The 23942-nt window shown below is 72.5% G+C and carries 21 protein-coding genes; 14 read left to right on the top strand and 7 right to left on the bottom strand.

Translation table 11 applies throughout. The annotated features are described in order from the left end of the window. Window positions 1-20: 20 nt before the first annotated feature. Both OIE74_RS30340 and cobI read left to right on the top strand, forming a co-directional pair. Window positions 21-1526 (top strand): cobyrinate a,c-diamide synthase, encoded by a 1506-nt coding sequence (locus tag OIE74_RS30340; RefSeq protein ID WP_329389253.1) that lies wholly within the window; start codon window positions 21-23, stop codon window positions 1524-1526. After that, the gene (cobI, locus tag OIE74_RS30335; protein ID WP_329389251.1) at window positions 1523-2278 is read left to right on the top strand and encodes a precorrin-2 C(20)-methyltransferase; all 756 of its coding nucleotides are present in this window, start codon (window positions 1523-1525) and stop codon (window positions 2276-2278) included. The genes OIE74_RS30340 and cobI overlap by 4 nt, the downstream gene beginning before the upstream one ends. 26 nt (window positions 2279-2304) lie before the next feature. Here the strand turns inward: cobI and OIE74_RS30330 are convergent, their stop codons facing one another. Further along, window positions 2305-3081 carry a ZIP family metal transporter gene (locus tag OIE74_RS30330; protein WP_329389249.1) on the bottom strand — a complete coding sequence of 259 codons (777 nt, stop codon included), beginning with the start codon at window positions 3079-3081 and terminating at the stop codon, window positions 2305-2307. A 92-nt stretch (window positions 3082-3173) separates the two neighbouring features. On the opposite strand from OIE74_RS30330, the gene cobM reads away from it, so the two are divergent. Genes cobM through cobC form a run of 6 tightly spaced genes read left to right on the top strand, consistent with a single transcriptional unit; the run spans window position 3174 to window position 9782 of the window. Then, window positions 3174-4001, top strand: a complete 828-nt coding sequence (gene cobM, locus OIE74_RS30325) for a precorrin-4 C(11)-methyltransferase (protein ID WP_329389247.1) — start codon at window positions 3174-3176, stop codon at window positions 3999-4001. Beyond that, window positions 3998-5281, top strand: a complete 1284-nt coding sequence (cbiE, locus tag OIE74_RS30320) for a precorrin-6y C5,15-methyltransferase (decarboxylating) subunit CbiE (RefSeq protein ID WP_329389245.1) — start codon at window positions 3998-4000, stop codon at window positions 5279-5281. Before cobM ends, cbiE begins: the two co-directional genes overlap by 4 nt. Then, window positions 5278-7149, top strand: coding sequence for a precorrin-3B C(17)-methyltransferase (gene cobJ / locus OIE74_RS30315; protein WP_329389243.1), 1872 nt, complete (start codon window positions 5278-5280; stop codon window positions 7147-7149). Before cbiE ends, cobJ begins: the two co-directional genes overlap by 4 nt. Continuing rightward, window positions 7146-7769 carry a precorrin-8X methylmutase gene (locus tag OIE74_RS30310; protein ID WP_329389241.1) on the top strand — a complete coding sequence of 208 codons (624 nt, stop codon included), beginning with the start codon at window positions 7146-7148 and terminating at the stop codon, window positions 7767-7769. Before cobJ ends, OIE74_RS30310 begins: the two co-directional genes overlap by 4 nt. Next, window positions 7766-8737 (top strand): sirohydrochlorin chelatase, encoded by a 972-nt coding sequence (locus tag OIE74_RS30305; RefSeq protein ID WP_329389239.1) that lies wholly within the window; start codon window positions 7766-7768, stop codon window positions 8735-8737. The genes OIE74_RS30310 and OIE74_RS30305 overlap by 4 nt, the downstream gene beginning before the upstream one ends. After that, window positions 8721-9782 (top strand): Rv2231c family pyridoxal phosphate-dependent protein CobC, encoded by a 1062-nt coding sequence (cobC, locus tag OIE74_RS30300; RefSeq protein WP_329389237.1) that lies wholly within the window; start codon window positions 8721-8723, stop codon window positions 9780-9782. Before OIE74_RS30305 ends, cobC begins: the two co-directional genes overlap by 17 nt. 86 nt (window positions 9783-9868) lie before the next feature. Here cobC and OIE74_RS30295 read toward each other — a convergent pair whose 3' ends face one another. Further along, complete coding sequence (locus tag OIE74_RS30295; protein ID WP_443076273.1) at window positions 9869-10795, bottom strand: SCO1860 family LAETG-anchored protein; 927 nt, start codon at window positions 10793-10795, stop codon at window positions 9869-9871. A gap of 299 nt (window positions 10796-11094) precedes the next feature. Next, window positions 11095-12186 carry an amidohydrolase family protein gene (locus tag OIE74_RS30290; RefSeq protein WP_329389233.1) on the bottom strand — a complete coding sequence of 364 codons (1092 nt, stop codon included), beginning with the start codon at window positions 12184-12186 and terminating at the stop codon, window positions 11095-11097. Window positions 12187-12314: 128 nt separating this feature from the next. Between OIE74_RS30290 and OIE74_RS30285 the strand changes: the two genes are divergently transcribed. The 5 genes from OIE74_RS30285 (at window position 12315) to thpD (ending at window position 17102) form a co-directional block, all read left to right on the top strand. After that, window positions 12315-13427 carry a pyridoxal-phosphate-dependent aminotransferase family protein gene (locus tag OIE74_RS30285; RefSeq protein ID WP_329392500.1) on the top strand — a complete coding sequence of 371 codons (1113 nt, stop codon included), beginning with the start codon at window positions 12315-12317 and terminating at the stop codon, window positions 13425-13427. A 324-nt stretch (window positions 13428-13751) separates the two neighbouring features. After that, a complete protein-coding gene (gene ectA, locus OIE74_RS30280; RefSeq protein WP_329389231.1) occupies window positions 13752-14315 on the top strand; it encodes a diaminobutyrate acetyltransferase in 564 nt (187 codons plus the stop codon). 58 nt (window positions 14316-14373) lie between these two features. After that, entirely contained in the window at window positions 14374-15642 is a 1269-nt protein-coding gene (ectB, locus tag OIE74_RS30275) for a diaminobutyrate--2-oxoglutarate transaminase (RefSeq protein ID WP_329389230.1), read from the top strand. A 158-nt stretch (window positions 15643-15800) separates the two neighbouring features. Then, window positions 15801-16199, top strand: coding sequence for an ectoine synthase (locus OIE74_RS30270; RefSeq protein WP_329389228.1), 399 nt, complete (start codon window positions 15801-15803; stop codon window positions 16197-16199). 6 nt (window positions 16200-16205) lie between these two features. After that, complete coding sequence (gene thpD, locus OIE74_RS30265; protein ID WP_329389226.1) at window positions 16206-17102, top strand: ectoine hydroxylase; 897 nt, start codon at window positions 16206-16208, stop codon at window positions 17100-17102. Window positions 17103-17185: 83 nt separating this feature from the next. On the opposite strand, the gene OIE74_RS30260 is transcribed toward thpD, so the two are convergent. The 4 genes from OIE74_RS30260 to OIE74_RS30245 form a co-directional block, all read right to left on the bottom strand. Then, a complete protein-coding gene (locus OIE74_RS30260; protein WP_329389223.1) occupies window positions 17186-18235 on the bottom strand; it encodes an aminotransferase class V-fold PLP-dependent enzyme in 1050 nt (349 codons plus the stop codon). 69 nt (window positions 18236-18304) lie between these two features. Then, window positions 18305-19042: a DsbA family oxidoreductase gene (locus OIE74_RS30255; RefSeq protein WP_329389221.1), complete on the bottom strand. Its 738-nt coding sequence runs from the start codon at window positions 19040-19042 to the stop codon at window positions 18305-18307. Between the two features lie 122 nt (window positions 19043-19164). Next, on the bottom strand, window positions 19165-21180 hold the full coding sequence (locus OIE74_RS30250) for a translation factor GTPase family protein (protein ID WP_329389219.1): 2016 nt from the start codon (window positions 21178-21180) through the stop codon (window positions 19165-19167). Window positions 21181-21363: 183 nt separating this feature from the next. After that, the gene (locus OIE74_RS30245; protein ID WP_329389217.1) at window positions 21364-22908 is read right to left on the bottom strand and encodes an aldehyde dehydrogenase (NADP(+)); all 1545 of its coding nucleotides are present in this window, start codon (window positions 22906-22908) and stop codon (window positions 21364-21366) included. Window positions 22909-23058: 150 nt separating this feature from the next. On the opposite strand from OIE74_RS30245, the gene OIE74_RS30240 reads away from it, so the two are divergent. Next, entirely contained in the window at window positions 23059-23829 is a 771-nt protein-coding gene (locus tag OIE74_RS30240) for an IclR family transcriptional regulator (protein WP_329389215.1), read from the top strand. The last annotated feature ends 113 nt before the right edge of the window (window positions 23830-23942 follow it).

Genomic DNA, 23942 nt, shown 5'->3' with positions numbered 1-23942 from the left:
CTGTATCGGTGCCTGTATCGGTGCCTGTATCGGTGCCGCGTCTCGTCATCGCCGCGCCCGCCTCCGGCAGTGGCAAGACCACGGTCGCCACCGGGCTGATGGCGTTCTTCGCCGGGCGCGGCCTCGCCGTGTCCCCGCACAAGGTCGGGCCCGACTACATCGACGCGGGCTACCACGCGTTGGCGACGGGGCGGCCGGGCCGGAACCTCGACGCGTACCTGTGCGGTACGGAGCTGATCGGACCGCTCTTCGCGCACGGCGCGGCGGGCTGTGACCTGGCCGTCGTCGAGGGCGTGATGGGGCTGTACGACGGCGCCGCCGGGCAGGGCGAACTCGGGTCCACCGCCCAGGTCGCGAAGCTGCTGCGGGCGCCGGTGGTGCTCGTCGTGGACGCGTCGTCGCAGTCCCGGTCGGTGGCGGCGCTGGTGCACGGGTTCGCGTCGTGGGACCCGGAGGTGCGGATCGGCGGGGTGATCCTCAACAAGGTGGCGTCCGACCGGCACGAGGCGTTGCTGCGGGAGGCGCTGGACGAGTCGGGGGTGCCGGTGCTCGGCGCGCTGCGGCGGGCGGGCGAGATCGAGACGCCGTCGCGGCATCTGGGGTTGGTGCCGGTGGCGGAGCGGTGGGGGGATGCGGTCGGCGCGGTGCGGGGGATGGCGGAGTGGGTGCGGGTGGGGTGTGACGTGGAGGGGTTGCTCCGGTTGGCGCGGAGTGCGCCTTCTTTGGAGGTGGCGGCTTGGGATGCGGGGGGTGCGGTGCGGGGGGTGGGGCCGCTGCGCGGGGCTGTTCCCCTACCCGCCCCTTCCCGAAACCGGGGCTCCGCCCCGGACCCCGTACGGCCTCCGGCCGTGCCCTCAAACGCCGGGCGGGCTGATTTTCGGGGCTCCGCCCCGGACCCCGCTCCTCAAACGCCGGAGGGGCTGAAGGCGCCCGTTGTCGCCGTCGCCGGTGGTGCCGCGTTTACCTTCTCCTACGCCGAGCATGGCGAGCTGCTGCGCGCCGCCGGTGCCGATGTCGTCGTCTTCGATCCACTCCGGGACGAGCAACTGCCCCCCGACACCAAGGGGTTGGTCATCGGTGGTGGGTTTCCCGAGGTGTACGCGGGCGAGTTGGGGGCCAATGAACCCCTCCGTAAGGCCGTCGCCGAACTGGCCCACTCCGGCGCCCCCGTGGCCGCCGAGTGCGCCGGGCTGCTCTATCTCGCGCGGTCGTTGGACGGTGCGCCGATGTGTGGCGTGCTCGACGCCGACGCGCGGATGTCGGAGCGGCTGACGCTCGGGTACCGGGAGGCCGTCGCCGTCCGGGACAGCGTTCTCGCCGCCGCCGGGACGCGGCTGCGGGGGCACGAGTTCCATCGGACGGTGCTCGAACCCGGGGCCGGTGCGGCGCCCGCGTGGGGGCTGGTGCGGCCCGAGCGCCGGGTCGAGGGATTCGTACAGCGGGGCGTGCACGCGAGCTATCTGCATACGCACTGGGCGGCGGCGCCCGGCATGGCACGGAGATTCGTCGAAAGGTGCACGGCATGAGCGGCAGACTCGTCGGGGTCGGGGTGGGCCCCGGGGACCCCGAGCTGGTGACGGTGAAGGGCGTGCGTCTTCTGCGGGAGGCGGACGTCGTCGTCGTGCCCGTCATGGCGGCGGCCGACGGAACGGACGGCGGGGAGCCCGGCCGGGCCGAGGCGACCGTGCTGCACTACGTCGGCGCCGAGAAGGTCCGGCGTGTGGTCTTCGCGCTGAACGAGCGCGCCGACCGGGCCCGCCGTGAGGCCGCCTGGGACGCGGCGGGCGGGCGGGTCGCCGAGCTGCTGCGCGCGCATCCTCACGGAAGCGTGGCGTTCGCGACGATCGGCGACCCGAACGTCTACTCGACGTTCACCTATCTCGCGCAGACGATCGGTGAGTTGGTGCCGGGGACGGTCGTGGAGACCGTTCCGGGGATCACCGCGATGCAGGATCTGGCCGCACGCGGCGGCGCGGTGCTGACCGAGGGGACCGAGCCGTTGACGCTGGTGCCGGTGACGGCGGGCGCCTCCGTACTGAAGGACGCGCTGAACGGTCCCGGCACCGTCGTGGCCTACAAGTTCGGGCGGCTGGCCGGCGAGGTCGCCACCGCGCTGCGGGAGACGGGCCGTACGGAGGGCGCGGTGTGGGGGTCGGCGCTCGGGCTGCCGGAGGAGTCGATCCGCCCCGCCTCCGAGCTTGAGCGGGGGACGCTGCCGTATCTCTCGACGCTCATCGCGCCCGCGCGGCGCGACGGCGGGCGCGGGGGCAAGCTGTGAGCGCGGGCCCGGCGGGGCGGCTCGCCTCAGTTGGCCAGCGCCACCACCAGCCAGATGAAGCCCACGCCGCCGACGGTGCACAGCAGCGTCGACAGCGCGGGGTGTTCGTGGTGCGCCTCGGGCAGGATCTCGGCGGCGGCCAGATACAGCAGCGCGCCGCCGAAGAATCCGAGATAGCTTCCGATCAGTTCCTCCGGAAGGGTGAACAGCAGAGTGGAGGCAGCGCCGACGACGGGCGCGACGGCGTCGGCGAAGAGCATCGTGAACGCCCTGCGGCGGTCGTTCCCGTAGAGGCTGGTCAGCGTGTACGTGTTGAAGCCGTCGGCGAAGTCGTGGGTGATGACGGCGAGCGCGACGGTCGCGCCCATGCCGCCGCCGACCTGGAACGCGGCGCCGAGCGCTACGCCGTCCATCAGGCTGTGCAGCACCATCGCGGACGCGGCCGTCAGCCCCACCTGGGGCGCGCGGTCGGTCCGCCCGGCGCCGCCGCCGTGGCCGCCCGCGTGGGCGTGCGGGGTCTCGGCGTCCGCCGCGCCGTGTGCGGCCCGTCGTACGGCCAGCAGGCGCTCCACGACGTGGGCGAAGAGGAATCCGCCGACGAACAGCAGGAGCGCCCGGTGGACCCCGAGGAAGTCCTCGCCGGCGACGTCCATGGCCTCGGGCAGCAGTTCGAGGCCGACCACGCCGAGCATCAGTCCGCCGGCCAGGCCGAGTACCAGATGCCGGCGGTCGGTGACGCGCTGCGCCGTCCAGCCGCCGAAGAGCGTCATGAGGAACGCGCCGAGCGCGACGAACACCGCCATGCGCCCTTGCTAGCCGATCGGACCCCCGGTCCGCACATTCATGTTCACCCCATCCGCTCCCCCGCCCCGTTGACCCGCGAGGACCACCGCTCATGACCGATCACACCGCCGGCAAGGTGACCTTCGTCGGCGCGGGCCCCGGCGCCGCCGACCTGCTGACCTTCCGCGCGGCCCGCGCCATCGCCGGCGCCGATGTCGTCATCTGGGCGGCCAGCCTGGTGCAGGCGGAGGTGCTCGGCCACGCGCGCGAGGACGCCGAGATCCTCGACTCGGCGGCGCTTTCCCTGGAGGACGTCGTCGCCGTGTACGAACGGGCGGCCCGCGAGGGGCTGAAGGTCGCCCGGATCCACTCCGGGGACCCGGCCCTCTGGGGCGGTACGCAGGAGCAGGTGGACCGCTGCGACGCGCTCGGTCTGGCGGTGGAGATCGTGCCGGGCGTCTCGTCGTTCTCGGCCGTCGCCGCCGTCGCGGGGCGGGAGTTGACGATTCCGGAGATCGCGCAGTCCGTGATCCTGACCCGGCTGGGCGGTGGCAAGACGCCGATGCCGCCGGGCGAGGAGGTACGGGAGTTCGCGAGGCACGGCACGACGATGGCGGTGTTCCTGTCGGCCGCGCGGTCGGGCCAGCTCACCCAGGAGCTTCTGGAGGGCGGCTATCCGACGTCGACGCCGGTCCTCGTCGCCCATCAGGTGACCTGGCCGGAGGAGTTGGTGGTGCGCTGCACCATCGGCACGCTGGAGGAGACCGTCAAGCAGCACAAGCTCTGGAAGCACACGCTGTTCCTGGTCGGACCGGCGCTGTCCGCGTCGGGGACGCGCTCGCACCTCTACCACCCCGGGCACTTCCACGGCTTCCGGCGGGCCGACCCCGCCGCCCGCAAGGCGCTGCGCGAGGAGCGGACCCGGGGCGCCGCACGGTGATCACCGTCATCGGTACGGGGACGGGCACACCGCTCTCCGAGGACTCCCTGCGGGACGTGGCCGAGGCGGCCCTTGTCGTCGGCGGGCGGCGGCATCTTGAGGAGGCCGCGGCGATGGCCGGACTGCGCGAGGAGATCCCGCGGGTGGTGCTGGGGCCGCTGGCGCCGGCGCTGGACGCGATCGCGCGGCAGCACGCCCGTGCGGACGCCGGGCGGGTCGTGGTGCTGGCCTCGGGCGACCCGGGCCTGTTCGGGGTCGTACGGGCGCTGGCCGGGCGTTTCGGGGCCGGGGCTCTCGACGTACGGCCCGCCGCCCCGTCCGTCGCCGTGGCGTTCGCCCGGATCGGCCTGCCGTGGGACGACGCGGTCGTCGTCAGCGCGCACGGACGCGACCTCCGTACGGCGGTCAACGTCTGCCGCGCGCACCCGAAGGTGGCGGTGCTGACGGGTCCGGGAGCGGGCCCGGCCGAACTGGGCGCGGCCCTCGCGGGCACCGGGCTCCCCCGCACGCTCGTCGTCGCCTCCGCGCTGGGCGACCCGGACGGCGAGCGGGTCGAGCGGCTGTCCCCCGCCGACGCGGCGGGCCGCGACTGGCCCGAGCCGCTGAGCGTGGTGCTGTCCCTGGACGAGGCGCGGGCGCACGCCCCGGTCCCGCGCACCGTGGCCGGCCACGGGCCGGGCCCGGCCCGCTGGGCACTGGGCGAGGAGGAGTTCACGCACCGCGACTCGATGATCACCAAGTTCGAGGTGCGTGCGCTGGCGCTGGCCAGGCTCGGGCCGAGGACGGGCGACCTGGTGTGGGACGTCGGCGCGGGCTCGGGGTCGGTGGCCGTGGAGTGCGCGCGTCTCGGCGCGGCGGCCATCGCGGTGGAGAAGTCGCCCGACGGCGCCGAACGCGTCCGCGCCAACGCGCTGGCGCACGGCGTGGACGTCCAGACGGTGCACGGGTCCGCTCCGGCGGCACTGTCCCGGCTGCCCGATCCGGACGCCGTGTTCGTCGGCGGCGGCGGCCGTGAGCTGTCCGCCGTCGTCACGGCGTGCGCGCGAGTGGCGCGCCGGACGGTCGTGGTGTCGGTGGCCGCGCTGGACCGGGTGCCGGCGGTGCGGGAGGCCCTGGCCGGTGCCGGGTTCGCCACCGGCGGCGTACTGCTGCACTCCTCGCGGCTCGCACCGCTGCCCGGCGACGTGACCCGGCTCGCGGCCACGAACCCCGTCTTCCTGCTGTGGGGCGACCGCCCCGCCGCGCCGGATCCCCACCCCATGCAAGGAGCGACCCAGTGATCGGCCTGATCTCCGCGACGGCGGCGGGCGCCTCGGCCCGCGACCGCCTGGCCACGGCCTGGCCCGGCCGCACGCGCGTCTACGACGGCCCGGTACGCCGGGCGGTGGAGAGCGCGTTCGCCGAGTGCGAACAGTTGGTGTGCTTCCTGGCCACGGGGGCGACCGTACGGCTGCTGGCCCCGCTGCTCGCCGACAAGACGACGGACCCGGGTGTCGTGTGCGTGGACGAGGCGGGGCGGTACGCGGTGTCACTGCTCGGCGGCCACGGCGGCGGGGCGAACTCCCTCGCCGCGGAGGTGGCGTCGGTCCTGGCGGCGACCCCGGTGATCACGACGGCGACGGACGCCACGGGCGTCCCGGGCCTCGACACGCTGGGTCTGCCGGTCGAGGGCGCGGTGCCGACGCTGACGCGCGCGCTGCTCGACGGCACGCCGGTGAGACTGCGTGCGGACGCCGTATGGCCGCTTCCGGCGCTGCCGCCGAACGTGACGCGGGAAGAGCCGCCGGCGCCTGGCACGGCGGACCCCGCCGGGCGAAGCGCGGCGACCACCGCGGCTCGCACGCGGTCGACAGCCGAACCGCGCCACGCGGTCGCGCACGCGCGTCAGCCAGCGGAACCGGATGCCGCCACGACGCACCCGGCGCCACGGGCCGACGTCCCCGCTCCCCTCCCCGCCCTCCACCTCACCGACCGGATCGTGCCCCTCGGGCCTGCGGACGTCGTCCTGAGGCCTCCCTCGCTCGTCGTCGGTGTCGGTGCCAGCAAGGGCGTGGGCGGGGACGAGGTGTACGACGTCATCCTCGACGCCCTGCGGGACGCCGGGCTGTCGCCGCTCAGCGTCGCCGAGTTGGCCACCGTCGACGCCAAGGCGAACGAGCCCGGGATCGTCGAGGCGGCCGGCAGGTTGGGGGTGCCCGTCAGGACGTACCCGGCCGGCGTGCTGGCCGACGTCGCCGTGCCCAACCCGTCCGACGCGCCCCTCGCGGCCGTCGGCACCCCGTCCGTCGCCGAGGCCGCGGCGCTCGCCGCCGGGCGTGGCGGTGAACTCCTCGTACAGAAGCGGAAGTCCAGCCCCGATGGACGGCCCGCGATGGCCACCTGCGCGGTCGTGCGCAAGCCTCCGCGCGGGCGGCTCGCCGTCGTCGGGCTCGGGCCTGGCGCGCGGGACCTGCTGACTCCGCGCGCCACGGCCGAGCTCCGGCGCGCCTCGGTGCTCGTCGGGCTCGACCAGTACGTCGACCAGATCAGGGACCTGCTCCGCCCCGGCACACGCGTCGTGGAGTCGGGGCTCGGCCACGAGGAGGAGCGGGCCCGTACGGCGGTGGCCGAGGCACAGGCGGGGCATGCCGTGGCTCTCATCGGCAGCGGAGACGCGGGCGTGTACGCGATGGCGTCGCCCGCGCTCGCCGAGGCGGCCGACGACATCGAGGCGGTCGGCGTACCGGGCGTGACGGCCGCGCTGGCCGCCGCCGCGATCCTCGGCGCGCCTCTCGGGCACGACCATGTCTCGATCAGCCTGTCGGACCTGCACACTCCTTGGGAGGTCATCGAGCGCCGCGTCCGCGCGGCGGCCGAGGCCGACATCGTAGTGACCTTCTACAACCCGCGCAGCCGCGGCCGGGACTGGCAACTGCCCAAGGCGCTGGCCCTGTTGGCGGAGCACCGTACGGCGGCGACGCCTGTCGGAGTCGTACGCAACGCGTCCCGCCCCGACGGCACCAGCCATCTCACCACGCTCGCCCGGCTCGACCCGGCGACGGTGGACATGATGACGGTGGTGACGGTGGGCAACACGGCCACGCGTGAGATCGCGGGCCGGATGGTGACGCCCCGGGGCTACCGGTGGCAGTCGGAGGGAGTCCGATGAGCCAGGAACGTGTGGCCGACCGCGTCGTCCATCCCATCGAGGAGGAGTCGTTCCGCAGGCTGCGCGCCCGCGTCGACACCTCGCACCTCGCGCCGCTGACCCGCGCGGTCGTGGAGCGCGTCATCCACTCGGCGGCCGATCCCGCGTATCTGGGCGATCTCGTCTGCGACGAGGCCGCGTTGGCCGCGGCGCACGACGCGCTGCACGCGGGCGCGCCGGTCGTCGCCGACGTGCGGATGGTCGCCGCAGGCATCACCCGCAGGACCGCGGTGTGCCGTCTTGAGGAGGCCGCGGCGGGGCCGGGGCTCACCCGTTCCGCGCACGCGGTGCGTCTGGCCTACGAAGAGGTCGGCCCCGGCGCGCTCTGGGTGATCGGCTGCGCCCCCACCGCGCTGGAGGAACTGCTGCTCCTGGACGCCGACCCCGCGCTCGTGATCGGTCTCCCGGTCGGCTTCGTCGGCGCCGTCGAGTCCAAGGCGGCGCTGCGTGAGAGCGGGCTGCCGGCGGTGAGCAACATCTCGGAGAAGGGCGGCTCCGCCGTGGCCGCCGCCGCGCTCAACGCCCTGCTCTACCACCCGTACCACCCGCCCCAGCACCACCTCGCCAAGGAGAACGCGTGACCACCCCCCGACCCGCACTGCTCATCGCCGGCCACGGCACCAGGGACACCGGGGGCGCCGAGGCCTTCCGGGAGTTCGTACGGGAGTTGGGCAGGCGGCATCCCGAACTGCCCGTCGCCGGCGGCTTCATCGAGCTGTCGGCGCCGCCCATCGGCGACGCCGTGGCCGAACTCGTCGAACGCGGCGTCACCCGGTTCGCCGCCGTCCCGCTGATGCTGGTGTCCGCCGGGCACGCCAAGGGCGACATACCGGCGGCGCTCAAGCGCGAGCAGGAGCGTCACCCGGGGATCTCGTACACCTACGGCCGTCCGCTCGGCCCGCACCCCGCCCTGCTCACGGTCCTCGAACGACGTCTGGAGGAGGCGCTGGCGGGCCTGGCGGGGTTCACCGGCGACCGGTCCGAGGTGACCGTGCTGCTCGTGGGGCGCGGTTCGACCGACCCCGACGCCAACGCGGAGGTACTGAAGGCGGCGCGGCTTCTTTGGGAGGGGCGTGGTTACGCGGGCGTGGAGACGGCCTTCGTGTCGCTGGCCGCGCCGGACGTGCCGAGCGGGCTCGACCGCTGCGTACGGCTCGGGGCGCGCCGGATCGTGGTCCTGCCGTACTTCCTGTTCACCGGGATCCTGCCGGAGCGTGTCGTGCGGCAGACACGGGAGTGGGCGGCGGCGCATCCGGAGACTGAGGTGGCGTCGGCCGATGTGGTGGGTCCCACCGAGGAGTTGCTGGACCTGGTCATGGAGCGCTACCACGAGGCGGTGCGGGGCGATCTGCGGATGAACTGCGACAGTTGCGTCTACCGGATCGCGCTGCCCGGCTTCGAGGACAAGGTGGGGGCGCCGCAGCAGCCGCACTTCCACCCGGACGACGACGGACACGACGGGCACGACGGGCACGACGGGCACGACGGACACAGCGGGCACGGGCATCACCACGGCAACGGCCACGGCAGTCATGCGCACGCCCACTGACGCCCACGACCTGCGGCACCACGGCGACGCCGAGGTACGGGACGACGGCGCCGGCCTGACCGACCTCGCGGTCAACGTCCGCCCCGGCACGCCCCCCGACTGGCTCCGGGAGCGGATCGCCGCGTCGCTCACGACTCTCTCGGCCTACCCGGACGGACGCGCGGCACGGGCCGCCGTCGCCGCGCGCCACGGGCTCCCGGTGGAGCGCGTGCTGCTGACCGCGGGCGTCGCGGAGGCGTTCGTCCTGCTCGCCCGCGCCCTGCCCGCGCGCCGCCCCGTCGTGGTGCACCCGCAGTTCACGGAGCCGGAGGCCGCCCTGACCGGCGCGGGGCACACCGTACGGCGCGTGCTGCTCGACGCCGGTGACGGCTTCCGGCTGGATCCGGCGGCCGTCCCCGAGGACGCGGATCTGGTGGTGATCGGCAACCCGACGAACCCGACGTCCGTGCTGCACCCGGCCGAAGACCTCCTACGACTGGCGCGTCCGGGGCGGACGCTGGTCGTGGACGAGGCATTCATGGACGCGGTGCCCGGAGAGCCGGAGGCGCTGGCGGCGCGCGGCGACGTGCCCGGACTGGTGGTGCTGCGCAGCCTCACCAAGACGTGGGGACTCGCCGGACTGCGCATCGGCTACGTCCTGGCCGATCCGGCGACCGTCGGGGCCTTCGCGGCGGCCCAGCCGCTCTGGCCGGTCTCGACGCCCGCGCTGGCCGCCGCCGAGGCGTGTATGACGCCTGCCGCGCTCGCGGAGGCCGAGGCGGCGGCGCGCCGTACGGCGGCGGAGCGGGCCCATCTGCTGGCCGGGCTGGCCGAGTTCGACGGGGTGCGCGCCGTGGAACCCGCCGCGGGCCCCTTCGTGCTCGTGGCGACGGACTCGGCCGACGCGGTACGGGAGAAGCTGCGCGCCCTGGGCTTCGCGGCGCGACGCGGCGACACGTTCCCGGGACTCGGACCACGATGGCTACGCCTCGCGGTCCGGGACCGGGCGACGACGGACCGCTTCCTCCGGGCGTTCGCCCTGGCCCTTTCGGCGGTCCGCGCCTGAGGGGCGACGATGTGCGCGGCCGGTCGCCGGACGGGAACCCGACCCGCCCGGCGACCGGCCACAGGCGCCAAGCGCCAAGCGCCCCGTCAGCTCCTGTCGCGCCCGCGTACGAGCACCATCGCGCCGCCGCCCACGGCGAGCAGCAGCACCGCCCCGCCCGCCAGATACGGCGTGGTCGAACTGCCGCCCGTCTCGGCGAGGTTCTCGGGGGCCGGCTCCGACGCGGTCTGCGGTTCGACGCCGTCCTTCTCCGGTTCCGGCCGCTCCTCCTTCACCGGTTCGGCGGGCGCCTCACAGGTCGCTTCTGCGAGGGTGAGCGTGCCCTGGACGTCGGCGACGTTCAGCTTGAGCGGGTTCACCGCGACCCGCAGTTCGAGCGCGGTCGCGGCGGCCGTACGGGACGTGGTCCGCGTCTTCGACAGGTCGAGCGTCACCTCGCCGACGCCCGGCACCTCGACCCGGGTCGGTCCGCCCGCGGAGAGCGTGACCTTCTTACCGAGGACGGTGACGGAGCCGAGCAGATTGGACTCGGCGACGGGCTTCTTCCCGGCCTCGCAGACCGCCTTGGAGGTGACCTCCTGGACCTCGATGAGTGACAGGAGCGGCAGCCCGGGGACATGGACCTTGGCATGGGCGATGTTGGCGTAGCCCTCGGCCTTCTGGTCGTCGGCCGTGGCCCGCGCGGTGGCGACCTCGGCGCCCAGCACGGTGAAGGGCCTGCCCTGGTCGACCCCGTCGAGTTCGACGGTGAGCGCGGTCCTGTCGGCGTCGGCAGGGGCCTGCACCTCGTTGAGCGACGCCCGCAGCGGCACTTCGACGGTCTTGTTGAGCAGGGACACATCGAGGGCGGTCCGCAGAACGACCGCGCCCGCCTTGCCCTTTCCTGAGGTCGCTCCCGTTCCTCCCGTGGCCTGCGCCGGGGCGGCAAGCACGGCGGGCCCCGCGACCAGGGCCACGGCCGCCGCCAGCGCGGCGGAACGGCGTGCGGGCATGCGGAAGACATTGCTGTTCAAGATGGTGGAACCCCCACTGAGATTTGGCGTCGCCGACCGGCCTGCACGGGGACACATGGGCGGCGGCGACCGAGACACGGGAATCCTCGCGCACCGAGAGTGAACTGGCGGACACCTGGGGTGAGTTCACTCCAAAGGGGGGTTTCTGTGTCCACGTTCGAATTCTGTGGGTACGGGCGTTCCTTCCGACCCCCCACACGGGGGGCGCAGGGTCGCGCACCCGGCCGTTCCGGCGGGCGTACGGCGAGCTCACCCAAGAGCTCACCGGGGGCCTCGCCGAAGGGCGACCGCGCCGAACGTCAGCCCACGACCCGCCCGTTGAGCACGATCCGCCGCGGCGCCGCCAGCATCCGCACATCGACCCGCGGGTCCCCGTCGAGCACCACCAGGTCGGCCGGAGCGCCTTCCTCAAGGCCCGGACGCCCCAGCCAGGCCCTCGCTCCCCACGCGGTCGCCGACAGCGCCTCCACCGGCGGAATACCGGCCTTCACCAACTCCGCGACCTCGTCGGCCACCAGACCGTGCGCCAGGGAGCCGCCCGCGTCCGTGCCGACGAAGACCGGGATGCCCGCGTCGTACGCGTTGCGCACCGTGTCGTAACGGCGTTCGTGCAGCCGCCGCATATGGGCCGACCAGCGCGGGAACTTGGTCTCGGCGCCGGCCGCCAGATCCGGGAACGTGGCGATGTTGACCAGCGTCGGGACGATCGCGACGCCCCGCCCCGCGAAGAGCGGGATCAGGTCGTCGGTGAGCCCCGTGGCGTGCTCGACGCAGTCGATCCCGGCCTCGACGAGATCGCGCAGCGCGACCTCCGCGAAGCAGTGGGCCGTCACGCGGGCGCCGAGCCGGTGCGCCTCGGCTATCGCCGCCTCGACCTCGCCGCGCGGCCAGCACGCGGTCAGGTCCCCGGCCTCACGGTCGATCCAGTCGCCGACGAGCTTGACCCAGCCGTCGCCGCGCCTGGCCTCCTGGGCGACGAAGGCGACGAGGTCGCCCGGCTCGATCTCGTGGGCGAAGTTACGGATGTAGCGGCGGGTTCGCGCGATGTGCCGGCCGGCCCTGATGATCTTCGGCAGATCGTCCCGGTCGTCCATCCAGCGGGTGTCGGACGGCGACCCCGCGTCGCGCAGCAGCAGCGTGCCCGCGTCCCGGTCGGCGAGCGCCTGCTTCTCGCTCGTCGCCTCGTCCACCGGACCGTGGGTGTCCAGACCCACATGGCAGTGGGCGTCGACCAGGCCCGGTACGGCCCAGCCCGCGACCGTACGGATGTCGCGCGCGCCGGACGGACGCTCATAGGTGGTCCGCCCGTCCACGACCCACAGCTCGTCCCTGACCTCGTCGGGGCCGACGAGCACCCGGCCCTTCACATGCAGCACCGCGCGATCACTCATGGGCCGAACTTTACGAGGCGCTGAGTACCCTCGACGAGGGCGTGTCCGAACAGCGTTCGAGCGACGCCCGGCTCGACCGTCCCGCCCCGCTCCGCCCCACCAGCCCGACCCGAAGAGAGCCCGCCGCCGTGACCCACCCCCTGCTGGACCTCGCTCCCCTCACCCCCGCCCGCTTCGCGGCCGTCGAGCGACGGGTCGCCGCCCTGCTCGACACCGACCAGGACGTGGTGGTCATGCAGGGAGAGGCGCTGCTTCCTTTGGAGGGCTGCGTCCGCGGTGGTGCCCGCGCCGGTTCGACCGCGCTGAACGTCGTCACCGGCCCGTACGGCCAGACCTTCGGCGACTGGCTCCGCGACTGCGGCGCCAAGGTCGTGGATCTGGAGGTGCCCTTCCACGCGGCGGCCACGGCCGAGCAGGTCGAGCGCGCCCTCGCGGAGCACCCGGAGATCGACTTCGTGTCGCTGGTGCACGCGGAGGCGGCCACCGGCAACACCAACCCCGTGGCGGAGATCGGCGAGGCCGTCCGCGCCCACGGGGCGCTGTTCATGCTGGACGCCGTCGCGTCCGTGGCCGCCGAGCCGCTGCTGCCCGACGCCTGGGGCGTCGATCTGTGCGTGATCGGCGCGCAGAAGGCCATGGGCGGCCCCGCCGGTGTCTCCGCCGTGTCGGTGAGCGCGCGCGCCTGGGAGCGGCTGGCGGCGAACCCCGGGGCACCCCGCCGCTCGTACCTCTCGCTCCTCGACTGGAAGGAGCGCTGGATCGACACCGGCCGCGCGGCTCTGCCGCATGCCCCCGCCCAGCTGGAGATGCTGGCCCTGGACGCCTGTCTGGAGCGCATCGAGGCGGAGGGGCTCGCCACCCGGATGGCGGCACACGCCTCGGCGGCCTCGGCCACCCGCGCGGGGGCGCTCGCACTCGGCGGTGGGATTGAGCCGTACGTGTACTCCGCGCGGGACACCGCCCCTGTCGCCACCACGCTGCGCACCCCGCCGGGAACCGACGCCTCCGCGCTGGTCGCCGATGCCCTGGCCGCCGACCCCTCGCTGCCCCTGATCGCCGGGGGCGGGGCGCTGGCCAAGGAGATGATCCGGGTCAACCACTACGGCTCCCATGCCACCCCCGGCGCGGTCCGGTCCTCGCTCGCCGCACTGGGCGCCACGCTCGCGGCGGCGGGCGCCGATGTGAATCCCGCGGCGGCCGAGAAGGCAGTATCCGACAAGTGGTCCGGCATCGCATCCTGAAAACAACGGACGCATTAATTCGAGAATACGGGAATGTATTCTTCTCCAAGCAGCTTCCCGTATTCGTCTGCCCGCTTTTTCTGATCCTAAACGCCAAGGTTTCAACAACGGCGACGATGTAATTCCGACAGGGATCGAGAGCGTTACGCACATGTGACCGAGTACACAAGCACGCCCGTCTTGCCCGGTATCTCCTGGTCAAACCGTCACGTACCACCTCCCCGCCTCCTTGGCGCACGCGCCCGCGTGATAACACAGATCAGGTCCCCGCCCAACCCCTGCCGACGATGCGCTTTCTGAATCCGCTCGGTAAATTCAATAGACATGACTGCCGCCCAAGCAGACCTTGCAGGTGTCCGAAGCGAATTCACGCGATCCTTCCGGATCGACGCCCCACGAGTGGAGGACGGGGCCGCGATCTGGCGCATCGCCCGCGATTCCGAGGTGCTCGACCTGAACTCCTCGTACAGCTATCTGCTGTGGTGTCGTGACTTCGCCGCGACCTCGGTCGTGGCCCGCGACACCGCCTCGGGAGCCGACGGCGCGGCCGACGGGACCCCCATCGCCTTCGTGACGGGCTACGTCAGGCCCGAGCGCCCGGAGGCCCTGGTCGTCTGGCAGGTGGCCGTCGACAGCGCCCACCGGGGCAAGGGCCTCGCCGGCACCCTCCTCGACTCACTCGTCCGACGGGTCACCGACGAGCAGGGGATCACCTCTGTCGAGACGACGGTCACCCCCGACAACGCGGCGTCGGACCGCATGTTCCACGCCTTCTCCGAGCGTCATGGCGCGACCCTGGAGCGCGAAGTGCTCTTCGACGGGGAGCTCTTCCCCGACGGAGGACACCAGCCCGAGGTGCTGTACCGGATCGGCCCGCTCACGACCTGAGCCGCGCCACTCCCCCCACTCCCTCACTCCTCTCTCCCACACCCTTCAGGAGACTGCTATGACCATCACCCCGCCCGTCCTGAGTATCTTCGAGACCCTCGAATCCGAGGTACGGAGCTACTGCCGCGGCTGGCCGGCCGTGTTCGACCGCGCGCAGGGCAGCCGTCTCACCGACGAGGACGGTCACAGCTACCTCGACTTCTTCGCCGGCGCCGGTTCGCTCAACTACGGGCACAACAACCCCGTACTGAAACGGGCGCTGATCGACTACATCGAGCGCGACGGCATCACCCATGGCCTGGACATGGCGACCACCGCCAAACGCGCCTTCCTGGAGTCGTTCCGGAGCGTGGTGCTGCGGCCCCGTGATCTGCCGTACAAGGTGATGTTCCCGGGCCCCACGGGCACCAACGCCGTCGAGTCGGCGCTCAAGCTGGCCCGCAAGGTGAAGAACCGCGAGTCGATCGTGTCCTTCACCAACGCCTTCCACGGCATGTCGCTGGGCTCGCTCGCCGTCACCGGCAACGCGTTCAAGCGGGCCGGAGCGGGCATCCCGCTGGTCCACGGCACCCCGATGCCGTTCGACAACTACTTCGACGGCCAGGTCCCGGACTTCCTCTGGTTCGAGCGGCTGCTCGATGACCAGGGCTCCGGACTCAACAAGCCCGCCGCCGTCATCGTCGAGACGGTGCAGGGCGAGGGCGGCATCAACGTCGCCCGCCCCGAGTGGCTGCGCGCCCTCGCCGATCTGTGCGAGCGCCAGGACATGCTGCTCATCGTCGACGACATCCAGATGGGCTGCGGACGCACCGGCGGGTTCTTCTCCTTCGAGGAGGCCGGCATCACCCCGGACATCGTCACGCTGTCGAAGTCCATCAGCGGCTACGGCCTGCCGATGGCGCTGACGCTCTTCAAGCCGGAGCTGGACATCTGGGAGCCCGGTGAGCACAACGGCACGTTCCGCGGCAACAACCCGGCCTTCGTGACGGCCGCCGCCGCGCTCAACACCTACTGGGCCGACGGCCAGATGGAGAAGCAGACCCTGGAGCGCGGCGAGCAGGTCGAGCGCGCGCTGCTGGCCCTGGTGGAGGAGTGCGCGCCCGGCAGTGTGAGCTTCCGCGGCCGTGGCCTCGTCTGGGGCATGGAGTTCGAGGACAAGCCGCGGGCCGGCGCGATCTGCCGCCGCGCCTTCGAGCTGGGGCTCCTGCTGGAGACCTCGGGCCCGGAGAGCGAGGTCGTGAAGCTGCTTCCAGCGCTGACCGTCACGCCCGAGGAACTGGACGAGGGCCTGCGCACGCTGGCCCGCGCCGTACGCGAGACGGCCTGACCGACCGATCGACTGACCGCCTGACCGAAAAGGTCCGCCCCTGGGGCCCGGGTGATCCGGGCCCCAGGGCGGGCACCGGACAAGACAACGCGACGCGGCACAGAACCGCGGCACGCCGCAGCACGGACACGCCGCAGCACAGAAGGGTCCCAGCCACCGTGATCGTTCGATCGCTGAAGGACATCGAGAACACCGACCGCCATGTGAAATCGGCGTCGGGCACCTGGGAGAGCAAGCGCCTGGTACTCGCCAAGGAGAAGGTCGGCTTCTCCCTGCACGAGACCGTGCTCTACGCGGGCACCGAGACACCGATGTGGTACGCGAACCACATCGAGGCGGTGCTGTGTGTGGAGGGCGAGGCCGAACTCACCAACGACGACACGGGCGAGACCCACTGGATCTCCCCCGGCACGATGTATCTGCTCAACGGCCACGAGAAGCACACGCTCCGGCCGAAAACCGACTTCCGATGTGTCTGCGTCTTCAACCCGCCGGTGACAGGGCGGGAGGACCACGACGAGAACGGCGTATACCCGCTGCTGACCGAGGAGGGCTGAACCGCCATGACCACCGCCCCTGCACGCACCGACCTGTACCCGACCCGTGGCGTGGGTGAGGTGACCACCCCGCGTCAGGACCCCGTCGTCTGGTCACCGCCCGGCACCCCCGGCCCGGTCGCCGCTCGTGAGCTCCAGGGTCTGGAGCGGGACGGGTTCCTCGCCGTCGACCAGCTGATCGGCCCCGACGAGGTGGCGCTCTACCGCGCCGAGCTCGACCGGCTGGTCACCGACCCGGCCGTCCGGTCCGACGAGCGCTCGATCATCGAGCCCAAGTCCAAGGACGTACGGTCGGTGTTCGAGGTCCACAAGCTCAGTGAGCTCTTCGCCGGTCTGGTGCGCGACGAGCGTGTGGTGGGCCGGGCCCGGCAGATCCTGGGCTCGGACGTGTACGTCCACCAGTCCCGTATCAACGTGAAGCCGGGCTTCGGCGCCTCGGGCTTCTACTGGCACTCGGACTTCGAGACGTGGCACGCCGAGGACGGTCTGCCGAACATGCGGACCGTCTCCGTGTCGATCGCGCTGACCGAGAACCTCGACACCAACGGCGGCCTGATGATCATGCCCGGGTCGCACAAGACCTTCCTGGGCTGCGCGGGCGAGACGCCGAAGGACAACTACAAGCAGTCGCTGAAGATGCAGGACGCGGGGACACCGTCGGACCAGGCGCTCACCGATCTCGCGTCGGAGCACGGCATCAAGCTCTTCACGGGCAAGGCCGGTTCGGCGACCTGGTTCGACTGCAACTGCATGCACGGGTCGGGCGACAACATCACCCCGTTCCCGCGCAGCAACGTCTTCATCGTCTTCAACAGCGTGGAGAACGCGGCGGTCGAGCCGTTCGCGGCGCCCGCCCCGAGGCCGTCGTTCATCGGCTCCAGGGACTTCACGCCGGTCCGCTGAGTCCGCCCGCGTGGAAGAAGTGCGGGGCCGGTCGTCACGACCGGCCCCGCACTCACGCGTCCGGGCTCCGGCGGAGTGGTCGCTCAGCCCGCGAGGACGTCGAGCGCGCGGTCCACGTCCGCCGTGGAGTTGTAGAGGTGGAAGGCGGCACGCAGATTGCCCGCGCGGACCGAGACCGTCACGCCCGCCGCCTGGAGCCGGGGGTGCAGAGCGCCGAGACCGGGGACGGCCACGACGGTGGAGCCGGGGGCGGCGACCGGCTCGTGTCCGAGGGAGCGGAGGCCGGCCCGGAAGCGGTCGGCGAGCGCGGTGACATGGGCCTGGATCCGCTCGACGCCGATCTCTTCCAGCAGGGCCAGGGACTGTTCGGCGCCGTGGTAGGAGAGAAAGGCCGTCGGCTCGTCGAACCGGCGTGCGGAGTGGGCCAGTTGCTCGACGGGGCCGTACGTACTTGCCCAGATGTCCGCGCCCGAGACCCAGCCCGCGTGGATGGGCACCAGGCTCTCCTGCGCCTCCTCGGTGACGGTCAGGAACGAGGTGCCGCGCGGGCTCACCAGGAACTTGTAGCCACCGGCGACGGTGTAGTCGTACGCCCCCGCGTCCACGGGCAGCCAGCCCGCCGCCTGGGTGGCATCGAGCAGCGTACGGGCGCCGTGCGCCTCGGCGGCGGCCCTTACCGCCGGCAGATCGGCGATGCGGCCGTCTCCGGACTGGACGGCCGAGACGGCCACCAGCGCGGTCTCGGGCCGTACTTCGCCGGCCAGCGACTCCAGCGGCACATAGCGCGGCTTGAGATCACCGCGTACGGCGAAGGGGGTGACGACGGAGCTGAACTCGCCCTCGGCCATGAGTACTTCGCTGCCCGGCGGCACCGAGGCCGCGATCAGACCGACATGGACCGCCACCGAGCCGCCGACGGCCACGCGCCCGGCGGGAATCCCCACGAGGCGCGCGAACGAGGCGCGGGCCGCGTCCACCGAGTCGAAACTGCCCCCGCCGTGCCCTGCCCCCGTGCCGTTGTCGACGGCCAGCGCCCGTACCGCTTCGACCGCCCGGCGCGGCAGCAGACCGCAGCTCGATGTGTTCAGATACGTCGCCGCGGGCGTGAACTCGGTGCCTCCCAGAGTGTCCATGCCCTCACCCTGGGACCCCCGCGTCTCTCAGTCAATTGCGCGTTTCCAAGGGGAAGGCCCAAGGGATCCTTATGAATGGGTGTGGGCCTGCGCAATCTCGCAGGAGCCGTCCGCGTCGCAGGTGGGAGCCGGGTCGTTCGCCGCGCCGTCCCCTCCGAGGGGCGTGATCGCACGTCCCTGCCACGCCTGCTCCAGCGCCTGGGTGAAGACCTCGGCCGGCTGGCCGCCGGAGACCCCGTAGCGGCGGTCGAGTACGAAGAAGGGCACGCCGGTCGCGCCGAGTTCCGCCGCCTCCCGTTCGTCGGCCCGTACCTCGTCGGCGAACGCGTCCCCGTCCGCGAGGAGTACCCGCGTCTCGGCCTCGTCCAGGCCCGCCTCGACGGCGAGATCGACCAGGGTCTCCAGGTCGTAGACCGAGCGTTCCTCGGCGAAGTTCGCCCGGTAGACGACGCTCAGCAGCTCGTCCTGCCGGCCGCGCGCCTTGGCCAGATGGAGCAGCCGGTGGATGTCGAACGTGTTGCCGTGGTCCCGGTCGCCGACGCGGTAGCCAAGCCCTTCGGAGCGCGCCTGCGAGGCCACCTGCTCCTCCATGGCGAGGGCTTCGTCGCGGGAGCGGCCGAACTTGGCGGCGAGCATGTCGACCACGGGAGCGACCTCGTCCTTGGCGTGCCCGGGGTCGAGCTCGAAGGAACGGTGCACCACCTCGACGTCGGCCCGGTGCTCGAAGGATTGGAGTCCCTTCTCGAACCGGGCCTTGCCGATGTAGCACCAGGGACAGGCGATGTCGCTCCAGATCTCCACGCGCATGTGTCTGCTTCTCTCCAGGGCAGGTCGGTGCGGAGCCTCCCTCCGCTCCTAGCGCAACCCGCCGGACACACGTCCCATTCCCGCCACGACGGCCGGGAATGGGACGCCCGGCAACAGCCGCCTCACCGCGCCCCCGCCGAGACCCGCCGCACCACGCTGAGGAGGTACTCCTTGCGATTGAGCGGGTCGTGGTCGGTGCGGGAGCGGGCCGGGGGCGGGCCCTGGACCGGCCGGTGATGGTCGAAGGCCGCCTCCAGGACGCCCTCGCCGCTCGTGAGCGTCGGCAGCAGCTGTTCGAGGGCGTGCACCTGGGCCGCCGGGATCTCGCCCTCCACCACGTACGACGTCCCGCGCACCGACGGCGTGTGCGGCACCGCACGCCGCCGGGCGAGGGCGGGCAGCACCGCTCCGAACGTGTCGGCCGGTACGTCGAGCCGGAAGCGGTGCATGGGTTCGCACACGACCGTGCCCGCGTCCTTCAGCGCGGCCATCAGCACCAGCGGGGTCAGCAGCCGGAAGTCACCGCCGGTGCTCGACATGCTCTTGTCGAACGTGGCGTGGGCGTGGCTCTGCCGGGGCGCGTAGCCGGTGCGCGTCAGCACCACGAGGCAGTCGGGGACCGCCCATCCGTACAGCCCTTCGCGCAGGGTGAGCCGCACGGTGTCCTCGATGGCTTTCATGAACGCGTATGGCATGGAGCCGAGTTCGACCTCCAGCCGGAATTCCACACCGCTGCCGGGCGGCGCCGGTTCCACCCGCAGTCCGACGGTCGCGAGGAACGGATTGGGTTCCTTTCCCATGACCTCCGCCGCGCTTCCCGTACCGGCGAGCCTTTCCACACAGATCGTCGTGGTCTCACGGAAGGTGACGTCCACGCCGTACTCGTCGGCGAGCGTCGCCTGGATGACCTCTTTCTGTACCTCGCCGTAGAGCGAGACCGAGATCTCCTGCCGGATCTCGTCCTGCCGCAGATTGATCAGCGGGTCCTGCTCGGCCAGTTGGGTGAGCGCGGCGTGCAGCGCGCCCTTGTCGGTCCTCTCGCCGGGGACGACGACGGTGGCCAGGGTCGGCGGGGAGAAGTGGCGGCGCGCGGCGGTGGCGGCGGCCGGGTCGCCGATCACGTCGCCGATCCGGATGTCGGCGAGCCCCCAGAGCTTGCCGATCCGGCCCGCTCCGACGGAGGGGCGGCGCACCGACGAGCCGTCCTCGAAGACGTTGATCGCGGTGACCCTGCCCTCGTCGCCGTCGCCGACGGGCAGCCGGTCGCGTACGCGCAGCGTGCCGGCGAGCATCCGTACGTAGGCGATCTTCTCGCCGGCCGTGCCGCGCTCGACCTTGAAGACCGTGCCGGAGGCGGGACCCCGCTCGTCGCCCGCGGTGGCGGGCAGCAACTCCCTGATGGCGGCGGTGAGCGTGTCCACACCCGCGCCGGACATGGCCGAGCCGAAGTACACGGGATGGATCAGCGCCCGGCCTGTCCGGTGGGCCAGTTCGCGGCGGAGCGTGTCGTACGTGAGGCGGGCCGGGTCCTCGACGTACGCCGCCAGGAAGGCGTCGTCCTGTTCGGCCAGTCGCTCGGCCAGCGTGCCGGCCGGGGAGAAGGCCGGATCCGTCGCGCCGTAGGGGGTGAAGTCGGCCCCGCGCGTGCCGAGTCGGCGTACCGATCCCATCGGGACGATCGCGGGCGTCAGCTTCGCGGCCAGGTCACGCAGCAGGCCGTCGTGCCGGGCGCCGACGCGGTCGATCTTGTTCACGAAGACGAGCGTGGGGATGCGCAGCCGGCGCAGTGTCCGCATCAGGACGCGCGTCTGCGCCTGGACTCCCTCGACGGCGGAGACGACGAGGACGGCGCCGTCGAGCACGCTGAGCACCCGCTCCACCTCGGCGATGAAGTCCGGGTGTCCCGGGGTGTCGATGAGATTGACGGTGATGTCGTCGATGGCGAACGAGACGACGGCGGACTTGATGGTGATGCCGCGCCTGCGTTCGAGTGCCAGGGAGTCGGTCTGGGTGTTCCCGTCGTCGACCCGGCCGATCTCGTCGATGACTCCGGCGGCGTGCAGCAGCCGCTCGGTCAGGCTGGTCTTACCGGCGTCGACGTGCGCCAGGATTCCGAGGTTGAGCGTACGCGTACTCACTGAGCGTCATGTCCTTTGAATAGGCAGGGGTTCCCTTCCGCTGGATGGACACGGACGTTCCGCGCATGACGGCTCCTTGAGTGGTTGACGGGTCGGCCGGGCGGCCGACGTCGGGGAGTACAGCAAACCCCCGACCGCCCGGCAAACGATTTACCGGGCGGTCGGGGGTCGCGTTTCGCTGGTCTACGAGACCGTCGCCGGCTCCGCGCGGCCGTCCACCCGGCGGGGCAGACCCGCCGGGTTGTCGTCGCGCAGCTCCGGCGGGAGCAGCGCGGCGGGCGTGGACTGGTAGGTGACGGGCCGCAGCCAGCGCTCGATCGCCGTGGCGCCGACGGAGGTCGACGTGGAGGTGGACGCCGGGTAGGGGCCGCCGTGCTGCTGCGCGGGGGCGACGGCGACGCCGGTGGGCCAGCCGTTGACGAGGACGCGGCCCGCGAGCGGCGTCAGGTCGGCGAGCAGCCGCGCCGCGCCGGAGTCCGCGTCCCCGGCCTCGCTGTCGGCGAGGTGCAGCGTGGCGGTGAGGTTGCCGGGGAGGCGGCCGAGGACGGCGCCGATCTCGGCGTCGGAGCCGTACCGGGCGACGACCGTCACCGGGCCGAAGCACTCCTCCAGGAGCAGATCGTGCGGTCCGTCGGCGGCCAGGCGCCCCGCCGGTACGGTCAGATAGCCCGCGCTGACGGTGTGGTCGCCGCCGGCGCCCGGGGTGATGGGGGCCGCCACGTCGGGCAGCTCCGCCCGCTCGCGTACGCCCGCGACGAACGCGTCCCGCATCCGGTGGTCGAGCATCACGCCGGGCTCGGTCTCGCTGACGGCCGTCGTCAGCGACTTGAGGAGACTGTCGCCCGCGTCGCCCTCCGGGACCAGGACGAAGCCGGGCTTGGTGCAGAACTGGCCCTCGCCCAGCGTCATCGCCCCGGCCAGACCGGCGCCGAGCTGCTCGGGGCGCTCGGCCGCCGCCGCCTCGGTGATCACGACGGGGTTGAGCGAGCCGAGTTCGCCGTGGAAGGGGATCGGGGTGGGCCGGGCCGCCGCCGCGTCGAAGAGGGCGCGTCCGCCGCGTACCGAACCGGTGAAGCCCGCCCCGGCCACCAGCGGGTGCTTCACCAGCTCCACACCGGCCTGGAAGCCGTGGACCAGGACCACCACGTCCTCGGGCAGTCCGACCTGCGCGGCGGCCCTGCGCAGGGTGGCGGCGCAGATCTCGGAGGTGGCGGGGTGGTCGGGGTGTGCCTTGACGACCACGGGGCAGCCGGCGGCGAGCGCGCTCGCGGTGTCGCCGCCAGGGACGGAGAAGGCGAACGGGAAGTTGCTGGCCGAGTAGACGGCGACGACGCCGAGCGGCACCTTCCAGCGCCGCAGGTCGGGCCAGGGCGGCGTACGGTCGCCGTCGGCGTGGTCGATGCGTACGTCGAGGAACGCGCCCTCGTCGACGACGTCCGCGAAGGCCCTCAACTGGGCGGTCGTACGGGCGAGTTCGCCGGTGAGCCGGACCGGTCCCAGCGCGGTCTCGGCGTCCGCCGCCTCGATGGCGTACGCCCCCGATTCATCGAGGAGATCCGCCGCCGTACGCAGAAGCGCCGCACGCGCGGTACGGTCGGCGAGCGCGGGCCGGGCGGCGTGCGCGCGGCCCACCGCGCGGTCGACCTCCTCGGCCGTGGCCTCGACCGCGACCTGCTCACGCGGCTTCCCGGTTCGGGGGTCGACACTCCAGACTGGTACTGCTGCCACCGCGGCTTCCTTCCAATTCCTGTGTCGTCCGCTGTCATCACCAAGGCGCTGTTCGGTATTCTGAACAGAGTTCCTGATGATGAATCCAAGGGGACTCTATTTCTGTGCGTTCTATGTGGTCAAGAGTGGTCAAGTGAGGGGCGAGGGACAATGTCGGCAGCGGAAACGGGTGGAGCACAAGTCAAGTCCGCCGTGCGGACGGTGGAATTGCTGGAGTACTTCGCCGGGCGTCCCGGGATGCACTCCCTCGCCTCGGTGCAGGAAGCGGTCGGCTATCCGAAGTCCAGTCTCTACATGCTGCTGCGGACCCTGGTGGAGCTGGGCTGGGTGGAGACCGACGCGACGGGCACGCGGTACGGCATCGGCGTACGGGCCCTGCTCGTCGGCACGTCGTACATCGACGGTGACGAGGTGGTGGCCGCCGCCCGCCCCACCCTGGACCGGCTCTCCGACGACACGACGGAGACGATCCACCTGGCGCGCCTCGACGGCACAAGCATCGTCTATCTCGCCACCCGCCAGTCCCAGCACTATCTGCGGCCCTTCACGCGCGTCGGCCGCCGGCTGCCCGCGCACTCGACCTCGCTCGGCAAGGCTCTGCTCGCGACGCACAGCGACGAGCAGGTGCGGAAGATGCTGCCGGAGACGTTGTCGTCGCTGACCGAGCACACCATCACCGACCGCGAGAAGCTCATCGGGGAACTGAACACGATCCGCGAGCAGGGGTACGCCGTGGACCGTGAGGAGAACACCCTCGGGCTGCGCTGCTTCGGCATCGCGATCCCCTACCGGACACCCGCGCGCGACGCGATCAGCTGCTCGGTGCCGGTGGCGCGGCTCACGCCCGCGCACGAGCAGATGATCAAGGACGCGCTGTTCGACGCGCGCGACCGTCTGACGCTGGCCACCCGCAGGCTCTGACCGCGCCCCTCCCGGGCGACCGGTCTCCCCCGCGCGGGTGACCTCCGTCCCACCGGCCGGCCGGCCCGGTATGAAGAGTTTCTGAGAAGAGGCTCCCGGCGGAACGCGCGGCC

It is taken from the genome of Streptomyces sp. NBC_01716 (assembly GCF_036248275.1).
Taxonomy (GTDB): Bacteria; Actinomycetota; Actinomycetes; order Streptomycetales; family Streptomycetaceae; genus Streptomyces.
The sequence above is the reverse complement of the archived record's forward strand: the minus strand, read 5'-3'. Positions and strand labels throughout refer to the sequence as shown.

Excerpts from the sequence above, each read along its gene's own strand:
- OIE74_RS30310 (WP_329389241.1), top strand. The coding sequence starts at position 7,146 with ATGAGCCAGGAACGTGTGGCCGACCGCGTCGTCCATCCCATCGAGGAG.
- thpD (WP_329389226.1), top strand. The coding sequence starts at position 16,206 with ATGACCACCGCCCCTGCACGCACCGACCTGTACCCGACCCGTGGCGTG.
- cobI (WP_329389251.1), top strand. The coding sequence starts at position 1,523 with ATGAGCGGCAGACTCGTCGGGGTCGGGGTGGGCCCCGGGGACCCCGAG.
- cobC (WP_329389237.1), top strand. The coding sequence starts at position 8,721 with ATGCGCACGCCCACTGACGCCCACGACCTGCGGCACCACGGCGACGCC.
- OIE74_RS30260 (WP_329389223.1), bottom strand. The coding sequence starts at position 18,235 with ATGGACACTCTGGGAGGCACCGAGTTCACGCCCGCGGCGACGTATCTG.
- OIE74_RS30240 (WP_329389215.1), top strand. The coding sequence starts at position 23,059 with ATGTCGGCAGCGGAAACGGGTGGAGCACAAGTCAAGTCCGCCGTGCGG.
- OIE74_RS30330 (WP_329389249.1), bottom strand. The coding sequence starts at position 3,081 with ATGGCGGTGTTCGTCGCGCTCGGCGCGTTCCTCATGACGCTCTTCGGC.
- OIE74_RS30290 (WP_329389233.1), bottom strand. The coding sequence starts at position 12,186 with ATGAGTGATCGCGCGGTGCTGCATGTGAAGGGCCGGGTGCTCGTCGGC.
- OIE74_RS30255 (WP_329389221.1), bottom strand. The coding sequence starts at position 19,042 with ATGCGCGTGGAGATCTGGAGCGACATCGCCTGTCCCTGGTGCTACATC.
- ectB (WP_329389230.1), top strand. The coding sequence starts at position 14,374 with ATGACCATCACCCCGCCCGTCCTGAGTATCTTCGAGACCCTCGAATCC.
- cobM (WP_329389247.1), top strand. The coding sequence starts at position 3,174 with ATGACCGATCACACCGCCGGCAAGGTGACCTTCGTCGGCGCGGGCCCC.
- ectA (WP_329389231.1), top strand. The coding sequence starts at position 13,752 with ATGACTGCCGCCCAAGCAGACCTTGCAGGTGTCCGAAGCGAATTCACG.